The following is a 20810-nucleotide window of genomic DNA, read 5'->3' as shown; positions in this document are numbered from 1 at the left end:
GTGATGAGGTTGGACGGATGGAACACGCACGACGGCCCGTTCGAAAGGCAAGGTCGAGCGCCCATTCAGGACGGTGAAGGAGGCGCACGAAACGCTTTACCATTTCCACAAGCCGGAAACGGAACGCCAGGCCAACGAGTGGCTGATGCGCTACCTGCTGCGTTACAACGACCAGAGCCATCGTTCGGAGAAGCATCCCGACTGGACGATTGGCTGGCCAACCTGCCGGCCGAGGGCGTACGCGACATGTGCGCGTGGGAGCAGTTCTGCCGCTTCGCGCGCGAACCGGAGCGCCGCAAGGTCGGCGTCGACGCGCGCATTGCCATCGGCGGCACCGCCTACCAGGTGGAGCCGGACATGGCCGGTGAGACCGTCGTTCTGCTGTGGGGCTTGTTCGACGACGAAATGTATGTCGAGTTCGATGCCGAGAAATTCGGACCGTACCGCCCTGTGTCCGGGCCGGTCCCGCTACACCGCTACCGCGCGTTCAAGCGCGGCAAGGCGGACGAGCGGGCCGACCGCATCCGCGCGCTCGCCGACCAACTGGACCTGCCAATCAGCGCTTTAGCTGGAAGCGATATGCGTCTCTCGCCATCGGCGACCGCCATATCGCTTCCGCATCAACCTTTTGACGCCGAAGCACATGAATACCATTTCGTCAGTGTCATCGCAGCCAAACTCGCTATCGCCGACGACCTGGCACAGCCTCTGGCCAAGATCGCGCCGGCAGATCGGGCCTTCATTGACCAAGTGCTGGGCGAAACCCTAACCCGCAGCGTCGTACTGGCGCGTATACGAGATTATTTCCGTAATAAAAAAACAGGAGGGGAACATGCGAGTTGAAGTAATGGAGCACTACGGATTGACGCAAGCATTTAGCCAGGCGGGCTACTACGAAACCGAGCATCACCAGCAGCTCATCAAGGATATCAAGGGCGCGATCATGCAAGGACGCCTGATCGCAGTCTGTGGTGTCGTGGGCAGCGGCAAGACCGTCACGCTGCGCCGCTTGCAGCAAATCCTAAAAGAGGAAAATCGCGTGATCGTCGCAAAATCGATTTCGGTGGAGAAGCACAGCATCAAGCTCGCCACCCTGATTACGGCGCTTTACTACGACCTGGCGCAGGACAAGCTGGTCCAGATTCCCAAGCAAAATGAGCGGCGAGACAGGGAATTGCAAGAGCTTCTTAAAAAAGGGAAGCGTCCGGTGGCACTGTTCATCGACGAAGCGCACGACCTGAACGGACACACGCTCATTGGCTTGAAACGCTTGATGGAGCTCGCGGAAGATGTCGGTGGCCGGCTGTCGGTGATCCTGGCGGGCCATCCAAAATTGCGCAACGACTTGCGCCGTCCGACGATGGAGGAAATCGGCTATCGTACCGACATCTTCACGCTCGATGGCGTCACCGGCAGTCAACGTGACTACATCCATTGGCTGCTCGGTGCTTGTACCGGCAACAAGACCGAGACCGAGTCCGAGACGATTCTGACGACCGAGGCTATCGACTTGCTGGCCACCAAGCTGCGCACGCCACTGCAAGTTCAGTTGCACCTGACATTGGCGCTCGAAGCTGGCTACCAGACTGGCGAGAATCCGGTTACGGCGGAATTAGTGGAGACGATATTGTCGCGCCAGCTCGACGACCTGGAGCCGACGCTGGCGCGCCACGGCTACCGGCTCAAGGACATGACCGAGCAATTCGACGCCAAGGCCGCCGAGATTCGCGCGCTGTTCAACAACCAACTCGAACCGAAACGTACGGCCGAGATCCGCGAACGCATGCTGACGGCTGGCTTGCCGATATGAGCTGTCATTTGCAATTAGCGTGAGCCGACGACCATGGAATGCGAGCCGGCGCCGTTGAATGCAAGCTTATTTGCAGATAGCGTGAGCACGGGCCTGCCGTCATTTGCAGTTAATTCGAGCCGAAATCGGCGTCGAATGCGAGCACGGCCGGTTTCAAACGCGAGCCGCTACAGATAGCGCGAGCAAGCCGCACACAGGGGCATGGTACAAAAGCGCCTACCAGCTGCGGGGATGCGTGTTTAGATTGTGATGTTGAGGATGTTGCCTATTTTGTAGTGTCGCAATATCACTCGACGTTCTGCCCTGTTCTCCTTTCACTGCTTGGCTACTTGTGCCAATCCCCCAAAAATGCAAAATTAGCCCAAAAACCTCAAAATCCTTAAGTCAGTTCACTGTTCCATTGCCCCCAAAAACTAATTTATGTGGATACAAAAAAAAGTTGATCCGATTATTTTATGTGGATACAATAATATAAATGGAAATTACGTTCGACCCGCTCAAGAACCAGGTGAATCTCAAAAAGCACGGGGTATCGCTCTTGGAAGCCCGAATCATTGATTGGGAAACCGCGCTGGTTTGGCGTGATGACCGCCGCGAGTACGGCGAGGTGCGCGAGTGCGCTTTGGGCATGATTGGTGATCGCGTTTATTGCGTTGTCTTTGTTGATCGGGAAGAGGCGCGCAGAATTATTAGTCTGAGAAAGGCCAATTTGAGAGAGGCGAAATATTATGTCGAGCAAACGTAAAATTGTGATGCCGACCGAGGAAGAGGATGCGGCGATCACGGCCGCCGCGCTGAGTGATCCAGATGCGCTGCCGTTGAGCGATGAACAGTTGGCGCAATTTAAGCCAATGCGGGGGCGCGGCCGTCCCCTTGGGGACAACAACAAGGTGGCAGTCAATGTGCGGTATGACCGAGACGTACTCGAAGCATTCAAGGCCACCGGTGAAGGCTGGCAGACACGCATGAACGACGCTCTGCGTGAATATGCCAAGGCGCATGGCATCATGCACCGCCATTAATAGGTGTTTTTGACTAAAACCGCGAATTGTCAATTAGGCACTGTGAGAGCGAAGATTGGTTTTTTTTGGGGGGGATGGCCACAAATAGCTTGGTTCATCCCGATCGCGGGGTCATTCCCGCCCCGTTGATTAAAGAGCGCACCGGGACCCCCTGTCTTGACAGATGGGGTTTGCCGACATCGTTTCAATGGGACAACGCAGAGTCCTCGCTTCCCTATAGAACATCACCTCCAATCATCCAGCTGGCCAGGCGCGCAGCGCCACCCCTGTAACAAGAAAGCCAAGAAGATCAAAAAGGCAAAATGATTACAATAAAACGAAATGCAATTAACGATCTAGTCGATTTTAACCAACAACAACCCCATCCTCCCTCCGGCGACCGTCCCGCCGACATCGACCCCGCCCAACGCTTTCTGCGCTTTCTATGTTTTCTAAGCTTTCTGGTCTTTCTAACCGGCAACCTGCGGTTACCGGAACCCACAGCGCTTTCTGGGTTTTCTTAGCTTTCTATGCCTTCTAGGACCGCGCAACAAGAGGCGACACGGTGATGCCCAAAGAAATCGATCGGATCGGTGATCCTGATGGAAGGTGGATCAGAGTCGAGGCGGTAAATCAAAACCGCCAATCAAGGAGGGGTCGGAAAAATCGGGACGGTAAAACGACCGGGGAGGACACTGACGGCTGGATCGTTAATTGCATTTTGATGTAAAGTACGGTCGTGACCCATTCAGTCGACCCGATCTGGCAAGATCGGCGCGGGACCGGTAGCCAGTGCCAGCGCAACATGCTCGAGCTGTTCAGGCAATTGCTGATAGATCATGCCGGCCGAAAAGCGCAGGATGCGCCAGCCGTGGACACATAGCAGGTTTTGCCGTTCGCGATCGCGCACGAAATCCTGTTTGTGCTTGCCGTGCCACTGCCAGAATAGGGGAAGTTGCTTTTTCAAGTGGCGCACAGGGCAGTTGATGTCCATAGAGGACATCAGGCACCCAATGCGTCCTATACGGAACGGTGCCGACCCTTGCCGCTTGACAGAGGAAAATTCCACGTCATCCTGAAAGCCCATTTGATATGCGTATGAATGCCATGACCGTTGCCGATCCTTGCCTTAACCATCCCGCCACCGCGCCCGATCCGGCTGCTTCGGCCTACGACGCACTGAAAGCCGTACAGCGCTCGATGGGCCTGCAGCGGCTGCGGCTTGGCGCCTTACTTTGCGTGCTGGAAGACAGCGGCGAATGGGCCGGACGCACCGATGGCAGCAGTTTCCGACGATTCCTGGTCGAAGAGGGGATCGAGCCGAAAGCGGCCAGCCAATACATGCGGGTGGCGCGCGTGTTCGTGCTGCAGCTGCAGCTGCCGGTAGCGGAACTGCGCCGCATTGGTCATGCCAGCATGCGGGTGCTGGCCTCTGCCGCCGATATCGCAACGCCGGCGAACGTCGACCGGATCATCGATCTGGTGGCCACCCTGCCGCGGCCGGAAGCACTCGACGCGCTGAAGGATTTGGTGCCGGCTGAACGGCGCGAGATACCTAATGTGTTCTTGCCCGATCCGGCGCTGCGTCCGGTTGGTAAGATCCTCGACGCCGTTGGTAACCTCACTTTTGAACAAAAGGCCGCGCTCTACCGCAACCTCGGCAAAACCGCGCAACCGATGTCGCTTTGAACCTGGACAACTGATCATGACCGCTGTCGACCCCAATTTGCACGAACTATGGCGCAACGCGCCGCTGGCCAGCTTCAAGGAATTTGTCGAATCAACGGCTTTTGTGGAACTTGGGCGCCGCAATCAGGCGCCCAAGACGAAGCCAGAAAACGATGTCGACACCGATCCCGATGTCAAGGAAGCACCGCGCCCAATCCGCGAATCGTCCGTGAAGGTCTATCTGTCCATGTTTGGCAAATACCTGCGCTGGCTGGAACACCGGCAGCTGCATCTGCTGGACGTGAAAGCCAGCGATATCGACGCCTTCATGGAAGAGCGCATGTCCGGAAAGCGCGGCAAGGCACGCGATCTCAGTAGTAGATCGATTCGCAAGTCCTACCTTCGTTTGCTGGAGCGAATGTATGAACACCTGAAGCTGGTGCCGAATCCGGCCAAGGACGCCATGTTTCATGCGTCCAAACAGGACGGCGGGTTAGGGAGGGACGCCCACCTGGTCAGCTTGTCGCCGGAACAGATCGCGGCCTTCATGGCGGCACTGCCCGAGATCAATGACTTCCCGAAGAACTGGAAGCGCCGGCGCGATCGCGCCATGCTTTGTCTGATGCTAGGCGCAGGCCTGCGGGTGTCCGAGGTGATCGGCATGTATATCGAAAACATCGGCCTGCCAAACGATAACGGCTCGATCCGGGTCACAGTGTCAGCGGCGTCAAATGACGGCACCAGCCGCTGGCACCAGACGCAATTGCGTGCCTTTGCCGCGCCCGATGTGCTGGCCTGGGTTGAGGAACGCAAGCGCATGGACATGCCTGACCAAATGCTGTTCCCGGCCAACGAGAAAGGCGTCAGGCTGGACAAGGCCACGCTGTATCGTCAGGCGAAAAAAACCTTTGCTCGCGCCGGCATCGACGTCGCGCGTCACGGCGGCCGAACCTTGCGCAATGCATTCGCTGTCAACGAGCTCGAAGGCGGCACCCCGCCTGAGGAGGTAACGGAATTCCTGGGTTTGCACAAACAGAAGTCGATCAACATTTATCTGACACGGAAATAGCGGTACCGTCCCGCTTGCGCGAGTCAAAAGAGTGGTGCTATGATCCACTCAGTCGAGCTGACGACTATTTCAGCCTATCACCTTCGAGCCTTCGGCCCGATCTCCAGTAGTTCCCGCATCACTCCACTGTTTTTTTTTGAATGTCATGCCCCATGCGTCGACGCATCGGACAGGATTTTCTCGTGCGTTCGCACGGTAAATGCAGCTGGGCATCCAGCATTTTCTCAATCCTTCGGGGACATCCCCGAAGGGGCATGTTCCTCGATCCTTCCAGGAGCAGCTATGTATTTCACTCAACACATGCAGTCGTTGCGCCGCGAATATCCGTTGGGCGCCCAAGATCCAGATCCGTTCGTGCAGCACTTGTACCAAATTGCGAGCAAGTTCAACCGGCCCTACAACGTGGTCATGACCCGCAATGCCGGTGACCCTTCTGGCGTCGAGTATCACAATCGGGCTGCAACGCTGTGGGCCTTCGTATTGCCCGATGCTAGCGAACCGGGCAAATATCGGTTGCAGACGTTTGATGAGGACGGTTTCACCGGTCACTCATCGTATTCGTCTCTCATCGACGCCGTTGAAGCGCTGATCAAGAACGGGTATGTCTGCGAAGACCGCGGCGCACTCGACCGGATGAGCACAACGGCTCGATGGGCGGCAGGCACCGAGATATTGGACCTGCTTCGTCGTCTCAACGGCAAGGAAATCTCCTTTCAGGAATACGGACCGATGGCCCGCTCCGTGAAAGAAAAACACGGCCTGATTCCGGCCTGATTCGCCTATCAAAATCAACCACCTTTCATTAACCTTCGCGGGGCAAAGACCTCGGATGAGGTCTGGGCTCCGTTTTTCCACAGGAGCCCAATATGCATACCAACCTCATCACTCGAAGTCCGCTGTCGTCGGCAATCCGGCGCGGCGGGAATGGGCTGGAAATGTGTTACGGCACTTATTTCAATCTTGATCTTTCGAAACAGGTGCTTGCTTGCTGTACCCACGGCGCCGCAGCCTTGTCTGAGTTTGCAGAGTTCGCGGTTCATGACTACAAGCCATGTGCTGAGGCCGACAAACGTCTCGATGGCATGCTGCTCGGCCGCTTTCCAGCTCTGAAGGAAACCGGCTATTCTGCCAAGCTATTTTCCGAGCGGGCATGAACTTCGGGATGCCGTCGACACCGCTGTTGGTGGCCATCCACGATATCAACGACAGGGGAGCGTCACGAACGGACATTGCTCGCGCACTGTCCAGGATGGGACTGTAATTGCTGTGTCCTGCGCTGACGCAGTTACTTCCGATTTGCCATTCGTGAACCCACGAATGGCAGATCCTCATTTTGATTGCTTTGACATGGCCGGCGTGCCTGCCATGTCAAAGGGATGCGAAATTGTTAGTCGACTAGACAACCGAAATTTACTTGATACCGTTGATTCACTTACTCACGGAGGCACCAATTGAATTTACGACTACTCGTCATTGCATTGTTTCTACTGGCCGGACTGGCCAACGTCGCCCAAGCGCAATGCCATGCCCAATATTTCGACGGCACCGTGCCACAGATCCTGAACCGTGGCATGGCCGACAAAACGACCCCGCTGTGCTTTGAAGCGTTCGCTGTAATGCATTCGGGCGTCACCCGCACCCCGTTGTGGTCGGCCGAACACCTCACCAGGTCGAATCTGTATCAGGCGCGATCGTTAAAACGCGTCAATTCCTTCCATCCAGAAGAATCGTTGCCGGGCGGGTTTGGCGCCGAACTGAGAGATTATTCACGTTCTGGCTATGACCGTGGCCACATGAGTCCGTCCGGCGACATGCCGTCCGCTCGCGCGCAGAACGAGAGTTTTACCCTCGCCAATATGATCCCTCAAAACGCCGACAACAACCGGCACCTTTGGGAGGGCATCGAATCGAGTACGCGCACTATGGCGGAAAGCCGGGATCTGTACGTGATCACCGGCCCAATATTCGAAGGCAATTCACTCCAGCGCATCAATGGACGCGTGTTCGTACCGACCAGCATCTTCAAGGCGATCTACGACCCGCACCATCGACAGGCTGCCGCCTACATCACGCCCAACGCCCCTGGGATGGCTTATCAAACCGTGTCGATTGCGGAACTAGAGCAGCGCATTGGTATCAATCTGTTTCCTTCATTGCCAGAATCGGTCAAACGCAGCAAGATGCCGTTGCCCGAGCCAACGCCGCATGGCTATAACACGCAGGCCGAGCACGTTTCCCAATACGGTTCGGGCCGACACCACGCTGGATATCTGCCGGCCGGCTATACCGCGTACCGCTTGGCCAAACACTTGCTGCGCTAGCACAAAGATAACGATGTCAACACAACATACACACCAGGTCCTCCTTAACGGTGAATGGATCTGGAAAGGCGACGAAGGCTCGATGGCGATCATCTTCCAAAATCTCGACTGCAAAAATTTCCAGAACGAACCGGCATGGCGCTTGTGAACGCATGCCGATTATCTAGCGATGATGGGAAAGAGTGCAGCAGACGCTTTCCCCGACCGGAATGTTGCATTTGCCGCCGGCGCGGTGATCCAGCTTGCTGACGCCAGCGGTCGGGTCATTACCTCTCACACCTTCACCTAACCCGAATTCGTCATGCAAGTGCTTGGAAGCCGCATTTCTCCCTCGATCTTGCTCAAACTCCGAGAGCGCATGCAAGAGAGTCCGTTTAACGCGGCGGGACTCGAAGGAATCGCTAACGATCAGGGCGTGTCCCGCAAGGATGATCTGGCGATGCTCGTCACGGAGCGCCTGATACAACGAGAACGGCTTGCTGGCAATATCATGCTGGAAGGGCAGATATGGATTTGGGTTGGAGAGCGATAGATTTCCATCCTCTCCGCGAATAACGACAGATAAATCGTGTTTTTAGATTAATTTTAAGGAGTCCCATGAAAGGTTTTTCCCCATTCAAAAATGAAACCGAAGCCTTGCAGATTGATGATCTGAAGATCGAAAACCGTGTAGATCAGGTCGCGATCTATGGTTCGACCCAGATCACGAAAGATCAATCCGGACTGGCGATCGCCCTGGAGCTGAAGGCGCTGTTGGATGCCATAGTGGCCGAACTGCAGTCCGGTCCGTTGCCACGCCAGATCGAGATCGTTCCGACTGATACTGTCGCAAATCCCTTCGCCAAGAAATAACCTCCGGCCATGATGCGCTTGAGTGTGAATGGCAGACCACTTGGCATGAACGCCACAGAATCCGTTCCGGAAGATCCAACCGCTTGCACCGCGGAGCAATCGTGGGTACCGCTTGCGCCATGCCACGAACATAGAGAGGTAAGACGCTATGCCGATACTTAAACCAGGGACGATTCTCCCCACCCCTAAAGAAGATGTGGACATCACGGCGGCAGCAATGTCCGACCCGGACGCGCGGCCATTGACTGACGCTGAATGGGAAGCGGTTGACGTTGCGAGGTGGGCGAGGACGGCCTGCAGGAAGTGGCAACAGGTTGCCACCAATATCCGATTCGATAGCGACGTGCTCGACGCATGCAAGGCCACGCATGAACGACGCCCTGCGCGATTACGCCGAAGCGCACGGCATCATGCACCCCCATTAAGAGAAGGCGTCTATAAAACCGTGGGTTGTTAGACAGTGGCAACAAAGGGGGCATTTCGCCCCTTTTTTTCTCGGTAATGTCTAAAAACACCGGTGCTTGCAGAAATTTGAGAAATGACCTCCTGTGTTCGATGCACTGGAGGATGATCAAGGATGGTTTTTCTGATCGCTTGGTTCGAGCGGTGGCTATAGGTGGTGGTTTGGTTAAGCTTTTTTTATCAACACAGCGTCGTGTTGTTTAAGAAAGTTTACGTAAACCTTTACTTCGTTTAAACAACATTTACGCAGAGCAAACGTAATCCCCATGCGGGTTCCAGCCGGGTAAGGTGGTTGATTTTGTTTGAAAGGTGGTGCTTTTTGATAGGTATGGTGGGTGGATATGTTTTGAGGTGGTCGTTTTTGTATACACAGGTGAGTTGATATGTTTTTAGGTGGTCATTTTTGTTTGCACCTGTGGATAAGTGATCTTGAACGGGTACTTTTCTGGTTAAAAATTCCTTCCAGGAAATTTTATCTAACTCTATCTCGAATAACACGGGAAAAGTACGTGTTTCCGCATCTGCTTTCCGCTGAAAGGTGGTGGTTTTTGATAGCCTCTGCTGGTTGCTCGGCATCAATATAGACGGGAATTATCCAGAAACCCCTCCTTTAAATTAATAAATAAGCAATTAATTTGCTTCAGACAGTCCAAAGGTGGTGGATTTTGTGCGATAGCGGGCACCAAATTCGAGGGTGGTGGTTTTTGAGGTGCATTTTGTCCGGAACAATTTAATTAGGTGGTAGTTTTTGATAGGGTAGGTAGGGCTTAAACCGTCATAGGTGGTGGATTTTGATAGGCGGAGCGGGTCTGTACCAGGGAAAGGTGGTCGATTTTGATGGTGCTTTCAAGTCAAAGGTGGTTGATTTTGAGCAGTCAGAACGACGATAAAATTAGCCTAACTAATTGATTTAATAGGTTAAATCTAACCTATCGTTTTCCGGTGTCACGGTGGCCGATGGATCGCCGCTCATAGGTGGTCGTTTTTGTGTGGGTTATAGAGCAAAACTCCCGTGCAAAGTGGTGGTTTTTGATAGTGCATCTTGTAAAAAAGCGCTAAAGGTGGTTGTTTTTGAGCCTTAGTTAGATGGGGGGCGGTCTTGGACCACGAAAAATATGCTCTTCTTCTGCTATAGGTGGTGGATTTTGAGCCTACCTAAAGGAAAGTAGATCCGATGGCGGCCGTAGACCCTGGTGGATAGCTACTACAGCTCGTGGATTACGCCGTGGCGATCTCAGAATGGGCAAAGGTGGTCGATTTTGTTTCGATTGACGCAATAAATGTATAGGTGGAGAATCGATAAAAATTCCACCTTTAAGGGTCTGACATGGCGAAGAAGCCAGAAGCGAACTCGGAACAGTTTTCCCTGGACATATTCCAGCTGAAACCGCAGATCCTGAAAAAGCCGGTTCAGGCTGTACACATGGGCGTCATCGATGGAAGTATGACGCGAACGCAGCGGCTGATGTGGAATGCCATGCTCAAGAATGCCCATGACGGCACCAGCCGGGATGGTATGTATTCGATCCGTCGTTCGGAATTGATGGATATGATCGATTACACCTCACCGAACCGCAAGCATTTCAAGGATACCTTGATGCAAATGCAGAAGATCGCGGTGCAGTGGGATGTTCTTAGCCAGGACGGAAACGAGATGTGGGCGTCGTGTATCCTGCTGCCGACAGTCGCGATGGACAAGGAACATGTCTATTATTCATACTCGCCTCAAATCAAGCCCATGTTGTTCGATCCGAAGATCTTCGCTCGAATCGACCTGCGGATTCAGCGTCAGCTCCGTCTGGATTGCGCAACGGCATTATTTGAGTGGTGCGTTCGCTATCGCTCTGTAAAAAAGACCGTGGTGATGCCGTGGACCGAATGGCGATGGGCCATTTACGGCAGCATCGATGCCACGTCGACCCTGAATCAATACAAATATTTCAAGAAAGATAAGCTACTCCCCGCGATCAGGGAGATCAATCTTCGTAGCGACATAACGATTGAGCTCATTGAAGTCAAGGATGGGCGGCGTGTGGCAGACCTGCAGTTCATCGTCCAGGAAAAGCCAATTTTCTTGGTGACCGACGAGAATAGGAAAAAGTCAGAGGAATGGGACTCCCGTCTGGAGGCCTGGGGCATCAAAGAAAAGGAACGCGTCGCGATATTGGCCAAGTATTCGCATAATGTCCTGGAGGCCCATTACCAATATACAGTCAAGCGCTTAAGCGACCCATCGTTACCGCAGTTGCGTAACGTCGGAGCTTACTTCAAGAATGCCTTGGAGAATCAGCGCGCAAAGGATCAGGTCAAGAGCGATTCACCGAGGAACGATGGACAGACAAATGCGATCATCGCTGGCCTCCTTGAAGAATTCAACGCTCAGCGAAACAAGGATGCGGAAGGCTACTTTAATGAAGTCCCGGCCGACATGCAGAAGGGATTTGTGGAAGAGTTCAATGACGGGGTTACAGAGCCATCAGAGCGCATCAACTTCGCGTCCATGCCACCGTATCGACATCTGATTTCTTTCTACAAGTGGCTTGCAAATAAAGTTTGGGGCCCCGCTTCCGATGGCGAGATCCTTGGCTTTGCGCTAAAGCATGGCGCCATCAAGTCAAATTCCTGAAGATTGAACCGATGCGCGTGACCTTGATCGTGGCGTGGTTTCTCAAGGGCGGGAATCAACCAATGTCGCCGATGATCGAGTAATTTTATGGTGTATCCAGAGGGATTAAGGTCCATCACCATCACTTTTCAAACTCATTTAAAAATGCCTGCTGTACCCCGGGCGATGCGCCAGCTAACCATCTTCCGATTTCCGCGATCTGACCTTTTCCAAACAGTTCGGCGCGAAGCAGGGCTTCACGCGCAGCTTTCTCGCCAGACTCCACCTTGACCAGTTGCGTTTGCAAAGCTTCAAGGGCGCCGCGCAGCTTACTTGATTCGTCCTGTGCATCGTTTGCTTTTCGGGTGAGCAGGCCAGTGCGAACTTCCAAATCGGCGATCCTGGCACGCTGGCTTTCATCCGCGTTCTTTGCCGCTTGACGGATTTGGTCCGTCTGATTCAGCAAGTGCTTGCGTAAGCCGTCCCAGGTCTGTGCCTCTTGTTGATGGGCGGTGGTCAAATGCTCGATCACCTTTTCATGCTCAGTACGTACCCGCTCCAGTTCACGCCGCGAATTTGTTTCAATTTCAGTGATGCGTTGGACTGCAGATGCCTCACCACGGATTTTGTCGGCCACTAGATCACTGTTGCGCTCGACGGCAGCTTCAAGCTTGGCACGGGTCTCATGCAACTCGTTTTGCAGCTCGGTTACGGTGAGGGCCTTTTGATTGAGCGCCTGATCTACAAGTTCGAGATCGTGTTTCAGACCGATAGAATTCATCCTTTCGATTACGAGCTGACTTTCAACGGATTGAATAGCCTGTTCGGCCGCAATTTCACGTTGTTCGGCCAGGCGGACTTTGTCGGCTACCAAATCGTTTGCATGGTCGCATGCGATCGTCCACAGGGCGGTGACCGATTCGGAAACCGCGGCCGGCAGGCCCGGCAAAGAAAAGCGTTTGGCGTTGACGCTCGCAGAATCGATTAGGAAGCTGTTCAATTCTTCAGTCACAACGTTCGGACTCGCCGTCCGTCCATGCTGCTCCAGGATCTGACGCCTGACCATGGCTTGTGTCGGTTTTTCGCCTCGTATCAGTGCCGCCTCGGCGATTTCGCGAACTAATTCGCGCGTATTCGTTTCTCTGGCCATAGAAGCCTCTCAATTGTGTGAACGCATGCAATGTCAGAAAGACAAATTTTTTTGCGGCTATGAATAAGAATGAATAATATCATATTAAAATAATCGTAAATCCTGTTTTTTTCACCATTATGTTTATAATGGTGATAATTTTGACGTATGGAAAAATTTCTCCTACACTATGTCGTGTGTCGCCAAATGTTCCACGGTCTCAGGGGTGTACAACCGGGCTGCGAGCCGCACCAGCATTAGTTTCGATAATTGTGGTCAGGAGATAAAAAACGGCGTGAAACATTCTCACCTCACAACATTTTGATGTCTGGAGTGACAATATTTGATGCCATACGCGTAACTCATGCGACGACAGACGGAATCAACCATGGTCAGGAGTCGCGATAATGAAAGGAAATATGATTTCAGGAATAGTTGGCAATTCGCTACCATTGGCCCCAGACTTCGCATTGAGCCTTGGCACTGCGCCGGTCGATGGTCAACTCATTTCCGCAACGAATGACGTCGATGCCATCAAGGAATGGATCTCTCGCTATGCGCACAGTCCCAACACCGTTGCCGCGGCCCGAAAAGATGCCGAAAGATTCTATTTGTGGATTACGGAACGTGGACTTCCGCTTCGTGCCGTACGGAAGAGCGATTGCGAGGATTACCGGGAATTTCTTCGAGATCCGCAGCCGGCAGAACACTGGTGCGGCCCATCCAAGCCTCGCCACATGAAAGACGGCTCGAACAATCCAGAGTGGCGGCCATTCGTCGGACCGCTCAAAGACTCATCAATTCGCCAAACGTGCACGCAGATCTTTGGCTTGTATGAGTTCCTTTGCAATGCCGGTTACGTTCCGGGCAACCCCTGGCGCCTTCTTGGTAAATTGCCGCCCCCAGAGGAGGAGCAGGAGGATTTTTTCGAGCGGTTCTTGGAGCGAGATGCGTTGGACGCGCTCCGTCGCTACATCGAGACAATGCAGGACGGCAATAAAATCGACAAAAAGCACTACGATCGCGTTCGATGGATATTCTCAGCGCTGTACCTATCAGGTGTTCGTCGATCCGAATTCGTCAATGCCAAAATGAACAGCATTCGCCGTGTCAAGGGCAAATGGTGGTGGAAAGTAAAGGGTAAGGGTGGCGTCACGGGTAACGTCCCTGTGAACGAAGAAATGATGGCTGAATTGATGTCCTATCGCACATCTCTCGGCCTTGCCCCCCTGCCGTCCCCTGATGACGAAACTCCGATGGTGTCGGACGTGTCGGGAAAACTTCGCCCCATCACAGCTTCCGCGCTCTACAAATTGGTAAAACAGGTACTCAATAATGCTGCAATCCACACCGAGAAAACCGGCAACTTGGAGGCTGCCAACAACTTGAGGCGAGCCTCGACCCATTGGATGCGGCATACCTCTGCGACCGATCAGGTGAATGTTCCAGGGGCCGACATTAAAATGGTGTCAAAGAATTTGCGGCACGCCAATATTTCGACCACGATGCGATATGTTCATGTCGAACACCAAGCACGACATAACCAGACTCAAGGCCACCAACTATGGGAAAACGATAAAGTGGAGTCACCTTCTGATATTGACTGAAATGCAAGCGTCGGCACTAAGTTTTCATATCATTATCGCGTGTGGCCAGAGCTAACATTGATCTGTACAGAAAATTAACGCCAACTTTCACTGGTGAAAGTTAATAGAAATTACCGACAGTTGCACTATGGAATCATGTCGGCTATGATTTCTCAGCTTCATGTCGTACTGCGTACGACGCATCTAGCTGGAGTGAACCAGCATCATCCTTGCAGATTCTCTGCGCAACCCATTGGGGGAACTATTTCCCTGCTGGGTCATGGTTTCCCTTTTTTATTGGAGGAACCATGAGCAATACATTTTCATTCGCAATTGAACCACTCGCAGCGATCTCAACCCTCCACCTGACGCCGGCAACACTTACGCGGCTCACGGATGGCGAATGTAGCAGTGTCACCTACGCTTACGAGTATGGGGGCTTCGTTTATTGCGCCAACCATGGAGACGCTTTGCCTGTTGAAGTAGATCTGGCGGTCGTCGTTGCCAAAGCGCGTACCGAAGGCATCATCTGGATCAAATTCGATCCTGACGCCAGCGTGCTGAATGGCCTGCCTGTATTTGATCATGACGTGGCGCCGAAATGCATCGACCTTGACGATCGCTATGCAGATTCGATCATCGGTGATCGTCACGATCAGTACGACGGACTGGAAATTCACGGAGTTCGCAATTTCGCTCTACCCGATGGGACAGACGGTACATTTTGCGAAATCGTAGACGAAGACCCGGAGTTCCACTCGGTATACGTCCACCTGAAGGAAGGCGGCCTCGACTGTGTCGGCGATTTCAGCAAAATTGAGAGCGCCAATAGCTATGCCGATGAACTAGCGCAAAAGTATGACTGGCCATCACCCGTGTAAAACACGGCGCCGGCAAGTCAAGCAAACACAAAAGTATCGGGCTAACTTTCAACTTCATTTTACCCAGGCGGGATTGCATCCCGTCCTGGGATGCTGCTGCCTAAAATTTTAGGAGAGCATATAAAAACGATTCAACACCGCTATTTGGTCAATGCAACCATGGAAGATGAAGGGGACTTCGATCCTATCGTTCTTCGCGATGCGATCGTAAGCGGTATCGAGATCCAGCGTGATCACGGCAACCTGGGAAACCAGCGCTGAGCCTTCAGCATATTCATCCACCTTTGGGGCCATGTCCCTATAGGGCTGGCTCCTTCAATCATTACGAAGGAGATTTTCATGAGTAAGCAAATATCTGCCGCACAGTTGGCCGAACTTGTTTCTAAACTGCTGACAAGACCGGAATCGATCGGAGAACTTGATGGCTGTGAGTCATACCAACGATTCATGACTGCCATAGCCCAGGTAGTTTGCGATTCCTGCGGCGGTGAGATTCGTAACTCTGCATCGCCTCTCGACGATGTTTGGTATATCGGAATCCATGGCAACGATTCGCTCTCAGAAGACGGGGGCGTTTGGCGAGATTTCGACAAGGAAGGAGAATTGTTCGAGTCGGAATCGGTGGAGGGATCCTCGGTTGCTAGGAGTATTTTTGTGGAAGCCTTGCATGCCGAATCAATTTCAACCAGTCTTACCCTGCGTCAAACCGTATCCATTCGACGCAATCTGGTGGCGCAAGAAATTCTCAGTCAGCTTCCGGCCAACACGGTCATCTCGCGCGAGTTGTACGATGCAGAACCAATGGTCGGAGATTGTTTGAACTCGATGCACAGCGATTTCGAGTTTCCCAGTTGGGAAGGACGAACCGTAGGGTCATTCTTGAACAAGTTTTCTTGCACCGCTGACCCGGCAACATTGAACGTGATCCAGGTACGCACGGGAACCCCAAAAAATGACGGGGTTTCAGGCGTCAATATCTCCTTGCGGGATATGCAGCAGGCACGCCCTGCCACTGGCGGCTCCTGGAAACTCCATGAAACTCTCATGATCATGTTTCATCAACGCGGCAACAATTGATCGTCTTGCCATAGCAATCACACACCCACGGGGGCTCGTCCCTTGTGGGTCGGGCCCTTGATCTCTTGAACGAGGAAAATCATGGTACCCACTCCCTATATTTATCTGCCATTACCTGCTAAGTGCGCAATTGATTATTTGGACGCACAAGGCTATGGAAATCGGAATATCGAAAGGCTTGACCGCTATCTTGATCATTATTTCAAGGTGTATGGTCAAGTATGTGATCAGGACACGCGATTTTCCTGTCATCGCATCGCGATCCGCCGCTTTTCTTTGGAAGGAGCGGATCTCGTCGGCACTATCGCAAATAGCGTTATTGCTTGATTCATCCCACGACACTCCTGGCCATAAGCCAGGAGTGCTTACACATGTCAATTTGACTTTTTTCTGTCGATCGGGCAAGATCAAAATTATTCGAGCTGACGGCTAATTCAGCACATTCTTTTGCCGGCTCCGGCATCGCTGCCCAAAGCAGTTTCCTTATGCTTCCAATTTTTGCCTGTTTGAGAATCCTGTTTCATGCCGTTATAGGTATCGGACAGAATTTTCTCCGGCTGTTTTGCGGAAAAATGCAGCTGAGCTCTCAGCATCCACTTACCCACTCGGGGACTTTGTCCCCGATGGGGATCGAGTCTCCGTATTCATTTGGAGACATCGATGTCATCACAACAACCAACAGCTCCACTAAGTTCGATTGTTCAAGGTCGCAATCCACGGACCTATTTTGACCCTATTGAAATGGCCGACATGGAAGCGTCGGTCAAAGCTAATGGTGTCATTCAACCGATCCTGGTACGTCCTTTCGAGGGCAAGCTCCAGATCGTCGCCGGCGAACGTCGTTATCGTGCGGCTCTCAATATTTTCGGTGAGACATACGAAATTCCTTATCTCCTTAAGGAAATGACGGATGCCGAAGCCGACGAGCTGGCTCTGGTCGAGAATATTCAGCGTGCAGACATGTCCCCGACCGAGGAAGCGGTAGCAGCTGCCAAGATTCTTGCTCGCTACAAAGGCGATCGGGAAGAGGCTGCAAGCCGCCTAGGTTGGAAGCGCCAGAAGCTGGACAGTCGTCTGGCTCTCATGAACTGCTCGGAGTTGGTACGCATTGCCCTGAATGAACGCAAAATTCAGTTGGGGCATGCCGAACTTCTCGCCACGACCACCCGTGAACAGCAAGATAAGGCACTGGAAGCCATCATCAAGAATCAAGTTCCGGTCGCCTCGATCAAGCAAATGCTCGGTCAAGTATCCAAGAGCATGACTGGTGCGATTTTCGACAAAACTGAATGTGCGGCGTGTCCGCATAATTCGGATTTGCAGACCGCACTGTTCTCGGAGTCTGTTGGTGCTGGTTCCTGCACGCGTCATCCGATCCAGTCGGCGCCGATGTTGAACCGACAACTTTGGAACCGGTGCGCGCCGACTTGACCGCTTTTGATGAGGAGCCTGACAGTACAGCTTCGGGGTCACCTCAGGGAGACCCGGCCGTATCGTCGACGTCGTCGGTCCCGAAAGAAACCAACCTTTTCGAAATGTCGTAAAGGAGGATCACAATGACCACCGTCAATGCACAAGTGACAGCACTTGCTATCAGCGCAGCAATCCGCGTTTTCACCTACAACGGAACCGAAATGCCCGATCCGGGGACCCATTTCACCGTTGAACAAGTGAAAGACACGTACGCCGCAGTCTATCCGGAACTTAACAATGCAACGATTGAAGGACCGGTAGTTAAGGCCGACAAACTCGTCTATGCGTTCACCCGAACGGAAGGCGCGAAGGGCTGACATGGGACCCGACATCGAGCAATGGCTTCGCAAGAAGCTAGATGAACCAGGTGGCGGGACCAGGAAAGGGGGGCGAATAGCCCCCCTTTTTCATGTGGACATTAAGGAGCAGGAATTATGTTCAAAGGTGATGAAATCGCTTTTGGAATCGCGGAAAGGGAAAGTACTAATGCCCAATCCACAGATTCTCCCGCCTTTCTTCTGACGCTTCCGAAGTTGAGCACCACGATACCTTCACGGTACTCGATGGGTGCTCATCCTTCGATTGTTCAGTTGGCAAGGCAACTTTTCCAAACCGGGATCATGAAACCAGTCGATCTCAGATCCAAGAAAAGTATCGATGACGTGATCCAGAGGGTAGTCGCCCGGGAAATTGCGGCTGCCGTTGGAAACCTGAAAGTGCTGACACCTTACATTGCAATATCGGATGGAGAAATCGGTGAGGGGTGTGAGCGCAACGTTGAGCTGGACGAAAATGCCAGCATTACCTTTCAAATTCATCTGGATCATTCGCCAATAATTACCATCGGCAAAGTCTTATGCGCATTGGAAGACATTGCCGAAGGCCTCGGCCAGACTGTGTATTCGGTTCTCAAGGCCGCAGCATGGGCTGGCATGGGACTGTTCACATTCGATTACGCCGTTGACTCCTTGCCCTACTTATACGGCCTGGAAGAAGACGACGAAGACGAACTTGGTGATGAAGATGACGAAGAGTCGGACGATCGGATCACCAAAGCAACCCTGTTGGCCAACATACCCGGCTGGTTTGTATCACCAGAACTGAAGCTTACGCCGGAGGATGTGACCCGCATTAGCAATCAGACGTCGATCCCACAGTGGGCCAAGACGGTCTTGAACGCTACGCTCCAGGCTGCTGATGCCTGGACAAAGGGAGCCCACAAACTTGGGAAATTCAGTTACTCGGATGCGGAACCTGCCTATCACACGGCGGCAATTCGGTTCTCGGAAGAGGACCAAATGTCACGCATTCTCGATGACTACTATGACATGTGCAACCAATGCTCTGATCACTACACGGACGCCATGCATATGGAGTTCGTGGATCTGAGCGATACGCACAAATTCAATCAATGGTGGGATGGGATTCTGGATGGATGTCGACTGCTCAAAACAGTCGATGCCTTGCTGGATGCCCTCTCCTGCCAACTTACCTAAGGAGGTCCATATGGAAGTTTCAATTCGTCAATCAATCCCAAACTACGATCTGCATCACGCCATTTTGCTGTACGGCTCAGGGCGTGGGTCGACCGATTTGGTCACGATACATGACGTCGCGCTTACTAAAGCGGGGCCGATCATCAAGGAAGGTCGACCAGCCACGAAGGACGCGCTGTTACAGATGTTTGAAGGCGTCGAGCAGCATGTCACAAGACCTCTGCAACTCCTGCATCCCGACATCTTGGCTGCAGATAACCGCTGTCTCGTGTGGTGGGTACCGGCTCAGTCGCGTCGCATCTCGTTTTCCTGCAAGGAATTGGGAAAACGAGCTGCAGTGGTCCCACACCCGGCGCTGGTGTTCGCGATCATTAACTACAAGTGGTTTGTGTTCGCATTGGACAAAAACCAGCGCCCATCGGCCGACGCAGCAATATCAGTTGCGCCGTATTTCAACGTCTGGGAAGCTGGAAACATCTGCGCTGGATCGACTGCCCTTCCTAAGGGTAATCAAGCGTCCAATCCGGACGCATGGACGAATGCCTTCTTCAAGTCGGCATTTACCCATCCAAACGTGCAAACCAAGAATGGGTTGGTGAAGTATCCAACCGGCGTGTTTGCATTCTGGCGCGACATGCTGGACGGCAAGTTCAAGGAGTTCCCAACTGAATGCTTGGTGGGTACGAAACGGACGTTGAAATCAATGTTGGCTCAATGGGGAAAGGAGTCAGTCAATGCTTAACCCTATCGATACGGCGCTGCAAAGCGTCTCGCCAACACTGATGGTGCCAAAGTTCCAGGAGCTGGAGTCCTTGCAGTCGAATGGGCATCGGTTCCTGGTGGCCGCTGACGGGATGTGGCTGGAAGCGCGGCGCCCGTGGCTGTACATGCGTTGGCCCTTGGTGCAACAGACCAAGGTAGCCATGCCTTACGGTGTCGTCGAGAAGGCGCTGCAGGTCCGCCCTGCAGCGCAATCACTATTGCTGGATTTTGTGCAGTTTGCAAAACAGCAATGCCCGCTCGAGTGCGCTGCGTGGATCGTCTGGAACGAACGGACGGACGAATGGAAGCTGGTCAAGTTGGCGCCGAAGGTGGCGCGCAACGACTATGTTGCGTTCGATCGACCGGCGCTCGAAGAAGGCGAACATTTGATCGTGGATATTCACTCCCACGGCCGGATAGGTGCTTTCTTTTCTTCAACGGACGATAAGGATGATCGTGGCGAATTTAAGGTGGCTGCAGTTTTTGGCTGTCTTGACGGCGACGTGCAAGCAAAATTCCGTTTGTGCGCCAATGTGCGTAATCCAGCCAAACTGGACGCCTAATCCGCCGCAAACTGGACACGCGGTCCAGCGCAAACTGGACACGCATTCCACGCCA

Annotated in this window: 25 protein-coding genes; 22 read left to right on the top strand and 3 right to left on the bottom strand. The window is 53.1% G+C overall.

The window, feature by feature from the left end; genetic code table 11:
* Positions 1 to 138 precede the first annotated feature (138 nt).
* From ACFOFO_RS25675 to ACFOFO_RS25660, 4 genes are all read left to right on the top strand, one after another.
* Positions 139 to 843 carry a hypothetical protein gene (locus ACFOFO_RS25675; RefSeq protein ID WP_390328749.1) on the top strand — a complete coding sequence of 235 codons (705 nt, stop codon included), beginning with the start codon at positions 139 to 141 and terminating at the stop codon, positions 841 to 843.
* The gene (locus ACFOFO_RS25670; RefSeq protein WP_390328746.1) at positions 833 to 1810 is read left to right on the top strand and encodes an ExeA family protein; all 978 of its coding nucleotides are present in this window, start codon (positions 833 to 835) and stop codon (positions 1808 to 1810) included. The genes ACFOFO_RS25675 and ACFOFO_RS25670 overlap by 11 nt, the downstream gene beginning before the upstream one ends.
* A gap of 475 nt (positions 1811 to 2285) precedes the next feature.
* Positions 2286 to 2555: a BrnT family toxin gene (locus ACFOFO_RS25665; protein WP_390328744.1), complete on the top strand. Its 270-nt coding sequence runs from the start codon at positions 2286 to 2288 to the stop codon at positions 2553 to 2555.
* A complete protein-coding gene (locus tag ACFOFO_RS25660) occupies positions 2539 to 2832 on the top strand; it encodes a BrnA antitoxin family protein (RefSeq protein WP_390333433.1) in 294 nt (97 codons plus the stop codon). Before ACFOFO_RS25665 ends, ACFOFO_RS25660 begins: the two co-directional genes overlap by 17 nt.
* Positions 2833 to 3559: 727 nt before the next feature.
* On the opposite strand, the gene ACFOFO_RS25655 is transcribed toward ACFOFO_RS25660, so the two are convergent.
* Complete coding sequence (locus tag ACFOFO_RS25655; protein ID WP_390333431.1) at positions 3560 to 3778, bottom strand: hypothetical protein; 219 nt, start codon at positions 3776 to 3778, stop codon at positions 3560 to 3562.
* A gap of 131 nt (positions 3779 to 3909) precedes the next feature.
* Between ACFOFO_RS25655 and ACFOFO_RS25650 the strand changes: the two genes are divergently transcribed.
* The 8 genes from ACFOFO_RS25650 (at position 3910) to ACFOFO_RS25615 (ending at position 11809) form a co-directional block, all read left to right on the top strand.
* A complete protein-coding gene (locus tag ACFOFO_RS25650; RefSeq protein ID WP_390328738.1) occupies positions 3910 to 4500 on the top strand; it encodes a hypothetical protein in 591 nt (196 codons plus the stop codon).
* A gap of 16 nt (positions 4501 to 4516) precedes the next feature.
* On the top strand, positions 4517 to 5548 hold the full coding sequence (locus tag ACFOFO_RS25645) for a tyrosine-type recombinase/integrase (protein WP_390328735.1): 1032 nt from the start codon (positions 4517 to 4519) through the stop codon (positions 5546 to 5548).
* A 39-nt stretch (positions 5549 to 5587) separates the two neighbouring features.
* On the top strand, positions 5588 to 6322 hold the full coding sequence (locus ACFOFO_RS25640) for a hypothetical protein (protein WP_390328732.1): 735 nt from the start codon (positions 5588 to 5590) through the stop codon (positions 6320 to 6322).
* 92 nt (positions 6323 to 6414) lie between these two features.
* Entirely contained in the window at positions 6415 to 6702 is a 288-nt protein-coding gene (locus ACFOFO_RS25635) for a hypothetical protein (protein WP_390328729.1), read from the top strand.
* Between the two features lie 297 nt (positions 6703 to 6999).
* Complete coding sequence (locus ACFOFO_RS25630; RefSeq protein WP_390328726.1) at positions 7000 to 7869, top strand: DNA/RNA non-specific endonuclease; 870 nt, start codon at positions 7000 to 7002, stop codon at positions 7867 to 7869.
* A 358-nt stretch (positions 7870 to 8227) separates the two neighbouring features.
* Positions 8228 to 8401 carry a hypothetical protein gene (locus ACFOFO_RS25625; RefSeq protein WP_390333430.1) on the top strand — a complete coding sequence of 58 codons (174 nt, stop codon included), beginning with the start codon at positions 8228 to 8230 and terminating at the stop codon, positions 8399 to 8401.
* Between the two features lie 65 nt (positions 8402 to 8466).
* Positions 8467 to 8721 carry a hypothetical protein gene (locus ACFOFO_RS25620; protein ID WP_390333427.1) on the top strand — a complete coding sequence of 85 codons (255 nt, stop codon included), beginning with the start codon at positions 8467 to 8469 and terminating at the stop codon, positions 8719 to 8721.
* Positions 8722 to 10510: 1789 nt separating this feature from the next.
* Entirely contained in the window at positions 10511 to 11809 is a 1299-nt protein-coding gene (locus ACFOFO_RS25615) for a replication initiation protein (protein ID WP_390333425.1), read from the top strand.
* A 121-nt stretch (positions 11810 to 11930) separates the two neighbouring features.
* Here ACFOFO_RS25615 and ACFOFO_RS25610 read toward each other — a convergent pair whose 3' ends face one another.
* A complete protein-coding gene (locus ACFOFO_RS25610; protein WP_390328717.1) occupies positions 11931 to 12938 on the bottom strand; it encodes a DNA-binding protein in 1008 nt (335 codons plus the stop codon).
* Positions 12939 to 13324: 386 nt separating this feature from the next.
* Between ACFOFO_RS25610 and ACFOFO_RS25605 the strand changes: the two genes are divergently transcribed.
* The 5 genes from ACFOFO_RS25605 (at position 13325) to ACFOFO_RS25585 (ending at position 16788) form a co-directional block, all read left to right on the top strand.
* A complete protein-coding gene (locus ACFOFO_RS25605; RefSeq protein ID WP_390333423.1) occupies positions 13325 to 14524 on the top strand; it encodes a tyrosine-type recombinase/integrase in 1200 nt (399 codons plus the stop codon).
* Positions 14525 to 14811: 287 nt separating this feature from the next.
* Positions 14812 to 15384 carry a DUF5983 family protein gene (locus tag ACFOFO_RS25600; RefSeq protein ID WP_390328709.1) on the top strand — a complete coding sequence of 191 codons (573 nt, stop codon included), beginning with the start codon at positions 14812 to 14814 and terminating at the stop codon, positions 15382 to 15384.
* Positions 15385 to 15474: 90 nt separating this feature from the next.
* Entirely contained in the window at positions 15475 to 15645 is a 171-nt protein-coding gene (locus tag ACFOFO_RS25595) for a hypothetical protein (protein WP_390333420.1), read from the top strand.
* A 78-nt stretch (positions 15646 to 15723) separates the two neighbouring features.
* Entirely contained in the window at positions 15724 to 16461 is a 738-nt protein-coding gene (locus ACFOFO_RS25590; protein ID WP_390328707.1) for a hypothetical protein, read from the top strand.
* Between the two features lie 81 nt (positions 16462 to 16542).
* The gene (locus tag ACFOFO_RS25585; RefSeq protein ID WP_390328704.1) at positions 16543 to 16788 is read left to right on the top strand and encodes a hypothetical protein; all 246 of its coding nucleotides are present in this window, start codon (positions 16543 to 16545) and stop codon (positions 16786 to 16788) included.
* A gap of 107 nt (positions 16789 to 16895) precedes the next feature.
* On the opposite strand, the gene ACFOFO_RS25580 is transcribed toward ACFOFO_RS25585, so the two are convergent.
* Positions 16896 to 17054, bottom strand: coding sequence for a hypothetical protein (locus tag ACFOFO_RS25580; protein ID WP_390333417.1), 159 nt, complete (start codon positions 17052 to 17054; stop codon positions 16896 to 16898).
* A 67-nt stretch (positions 17055 to 17121) separates the two neighbouring features.
* Between ACFOFO_RS25580 and ACFOFO_RS25575 the strand changes: the two genes are divergently transcribed.
* From ACFOFO_RS25575 to ACFOFO_RS25555, 5 genes are all read left to right on the top strand, one after another.
* Positions 17122 to 17892 (top strand): PRTRC system ParB family protein, encoded by a 771-nt coding sequence (locus tag ACFOFO_RS25575; RefSeq protein WP_390328702.1) that lies wholly within the window; start codon positions 17122 to 17124, stop codon positions 17890 to 17892.
* 125 nt (positions 17893 to 18017) lie between these two features.
* Positions 18018 to 18251 (top strand): PRTRC system protein C, encoded by a 234-nt coding sequence (locus ACFOFO_RS25570; protein WP_390328700.1) that lies wholly within the window; start codon positions 18018 to 18020, stop codon positions 18249 to 18251.
* Between the two features lie 117 nt (positions 18252 to 18368).
* Positions 18369 to 19430: a PRTRC system protein F gene (locus ACFOFO_RS25565; protein ID WP_390328697.1), complete on the top strand. Its 1062-nt coding sequence runs from the start codon at positions 18369 to 18371 to the stop codon at positions 19428 to 19430.
* Positions 19431 to 19440: 10 nt separating this feature from the next.
* A complete protein-coding gene (locus ACFOFO_RS25560) occupies positions 19441 to 20172 on the top strand; it encodes a PRTRC system protein B (RefSeq protein WP_390328696.1) in 732 nt (243 codons plus the stop codon).
* Complete coding sequence (locus tag ACFOFO_RS25555) at positions 20165 to 20755, top strand: PRTRC system protein A (RefSeq protein ID WP_390328694.1); 591 nt, start codon at positions 20165 to 20167, stop codon at positions 20753 to 20755. Before ACFOFO_RS25560 ends, ACFOFO_RS25555 begins: the two co-directional genes overlap by 8 nt.
* Positions 20756 to 20810 lie beyond the last annotated feature (55 nt).

The sequence above is a fragment of the Pseudundibacterium arcticum genome (genome assembly GCF_042646465.1).
GTDB lineage: Bacteria > Pseudomonadota > Gammaproteobacteria > Burkholderiales > Burkholderiaceae_D > Undibacterium_A > Undibacterium_A arcticum.
This window is presented reverse-complemented; position numbering and strand designations above follow the sequence as displayed.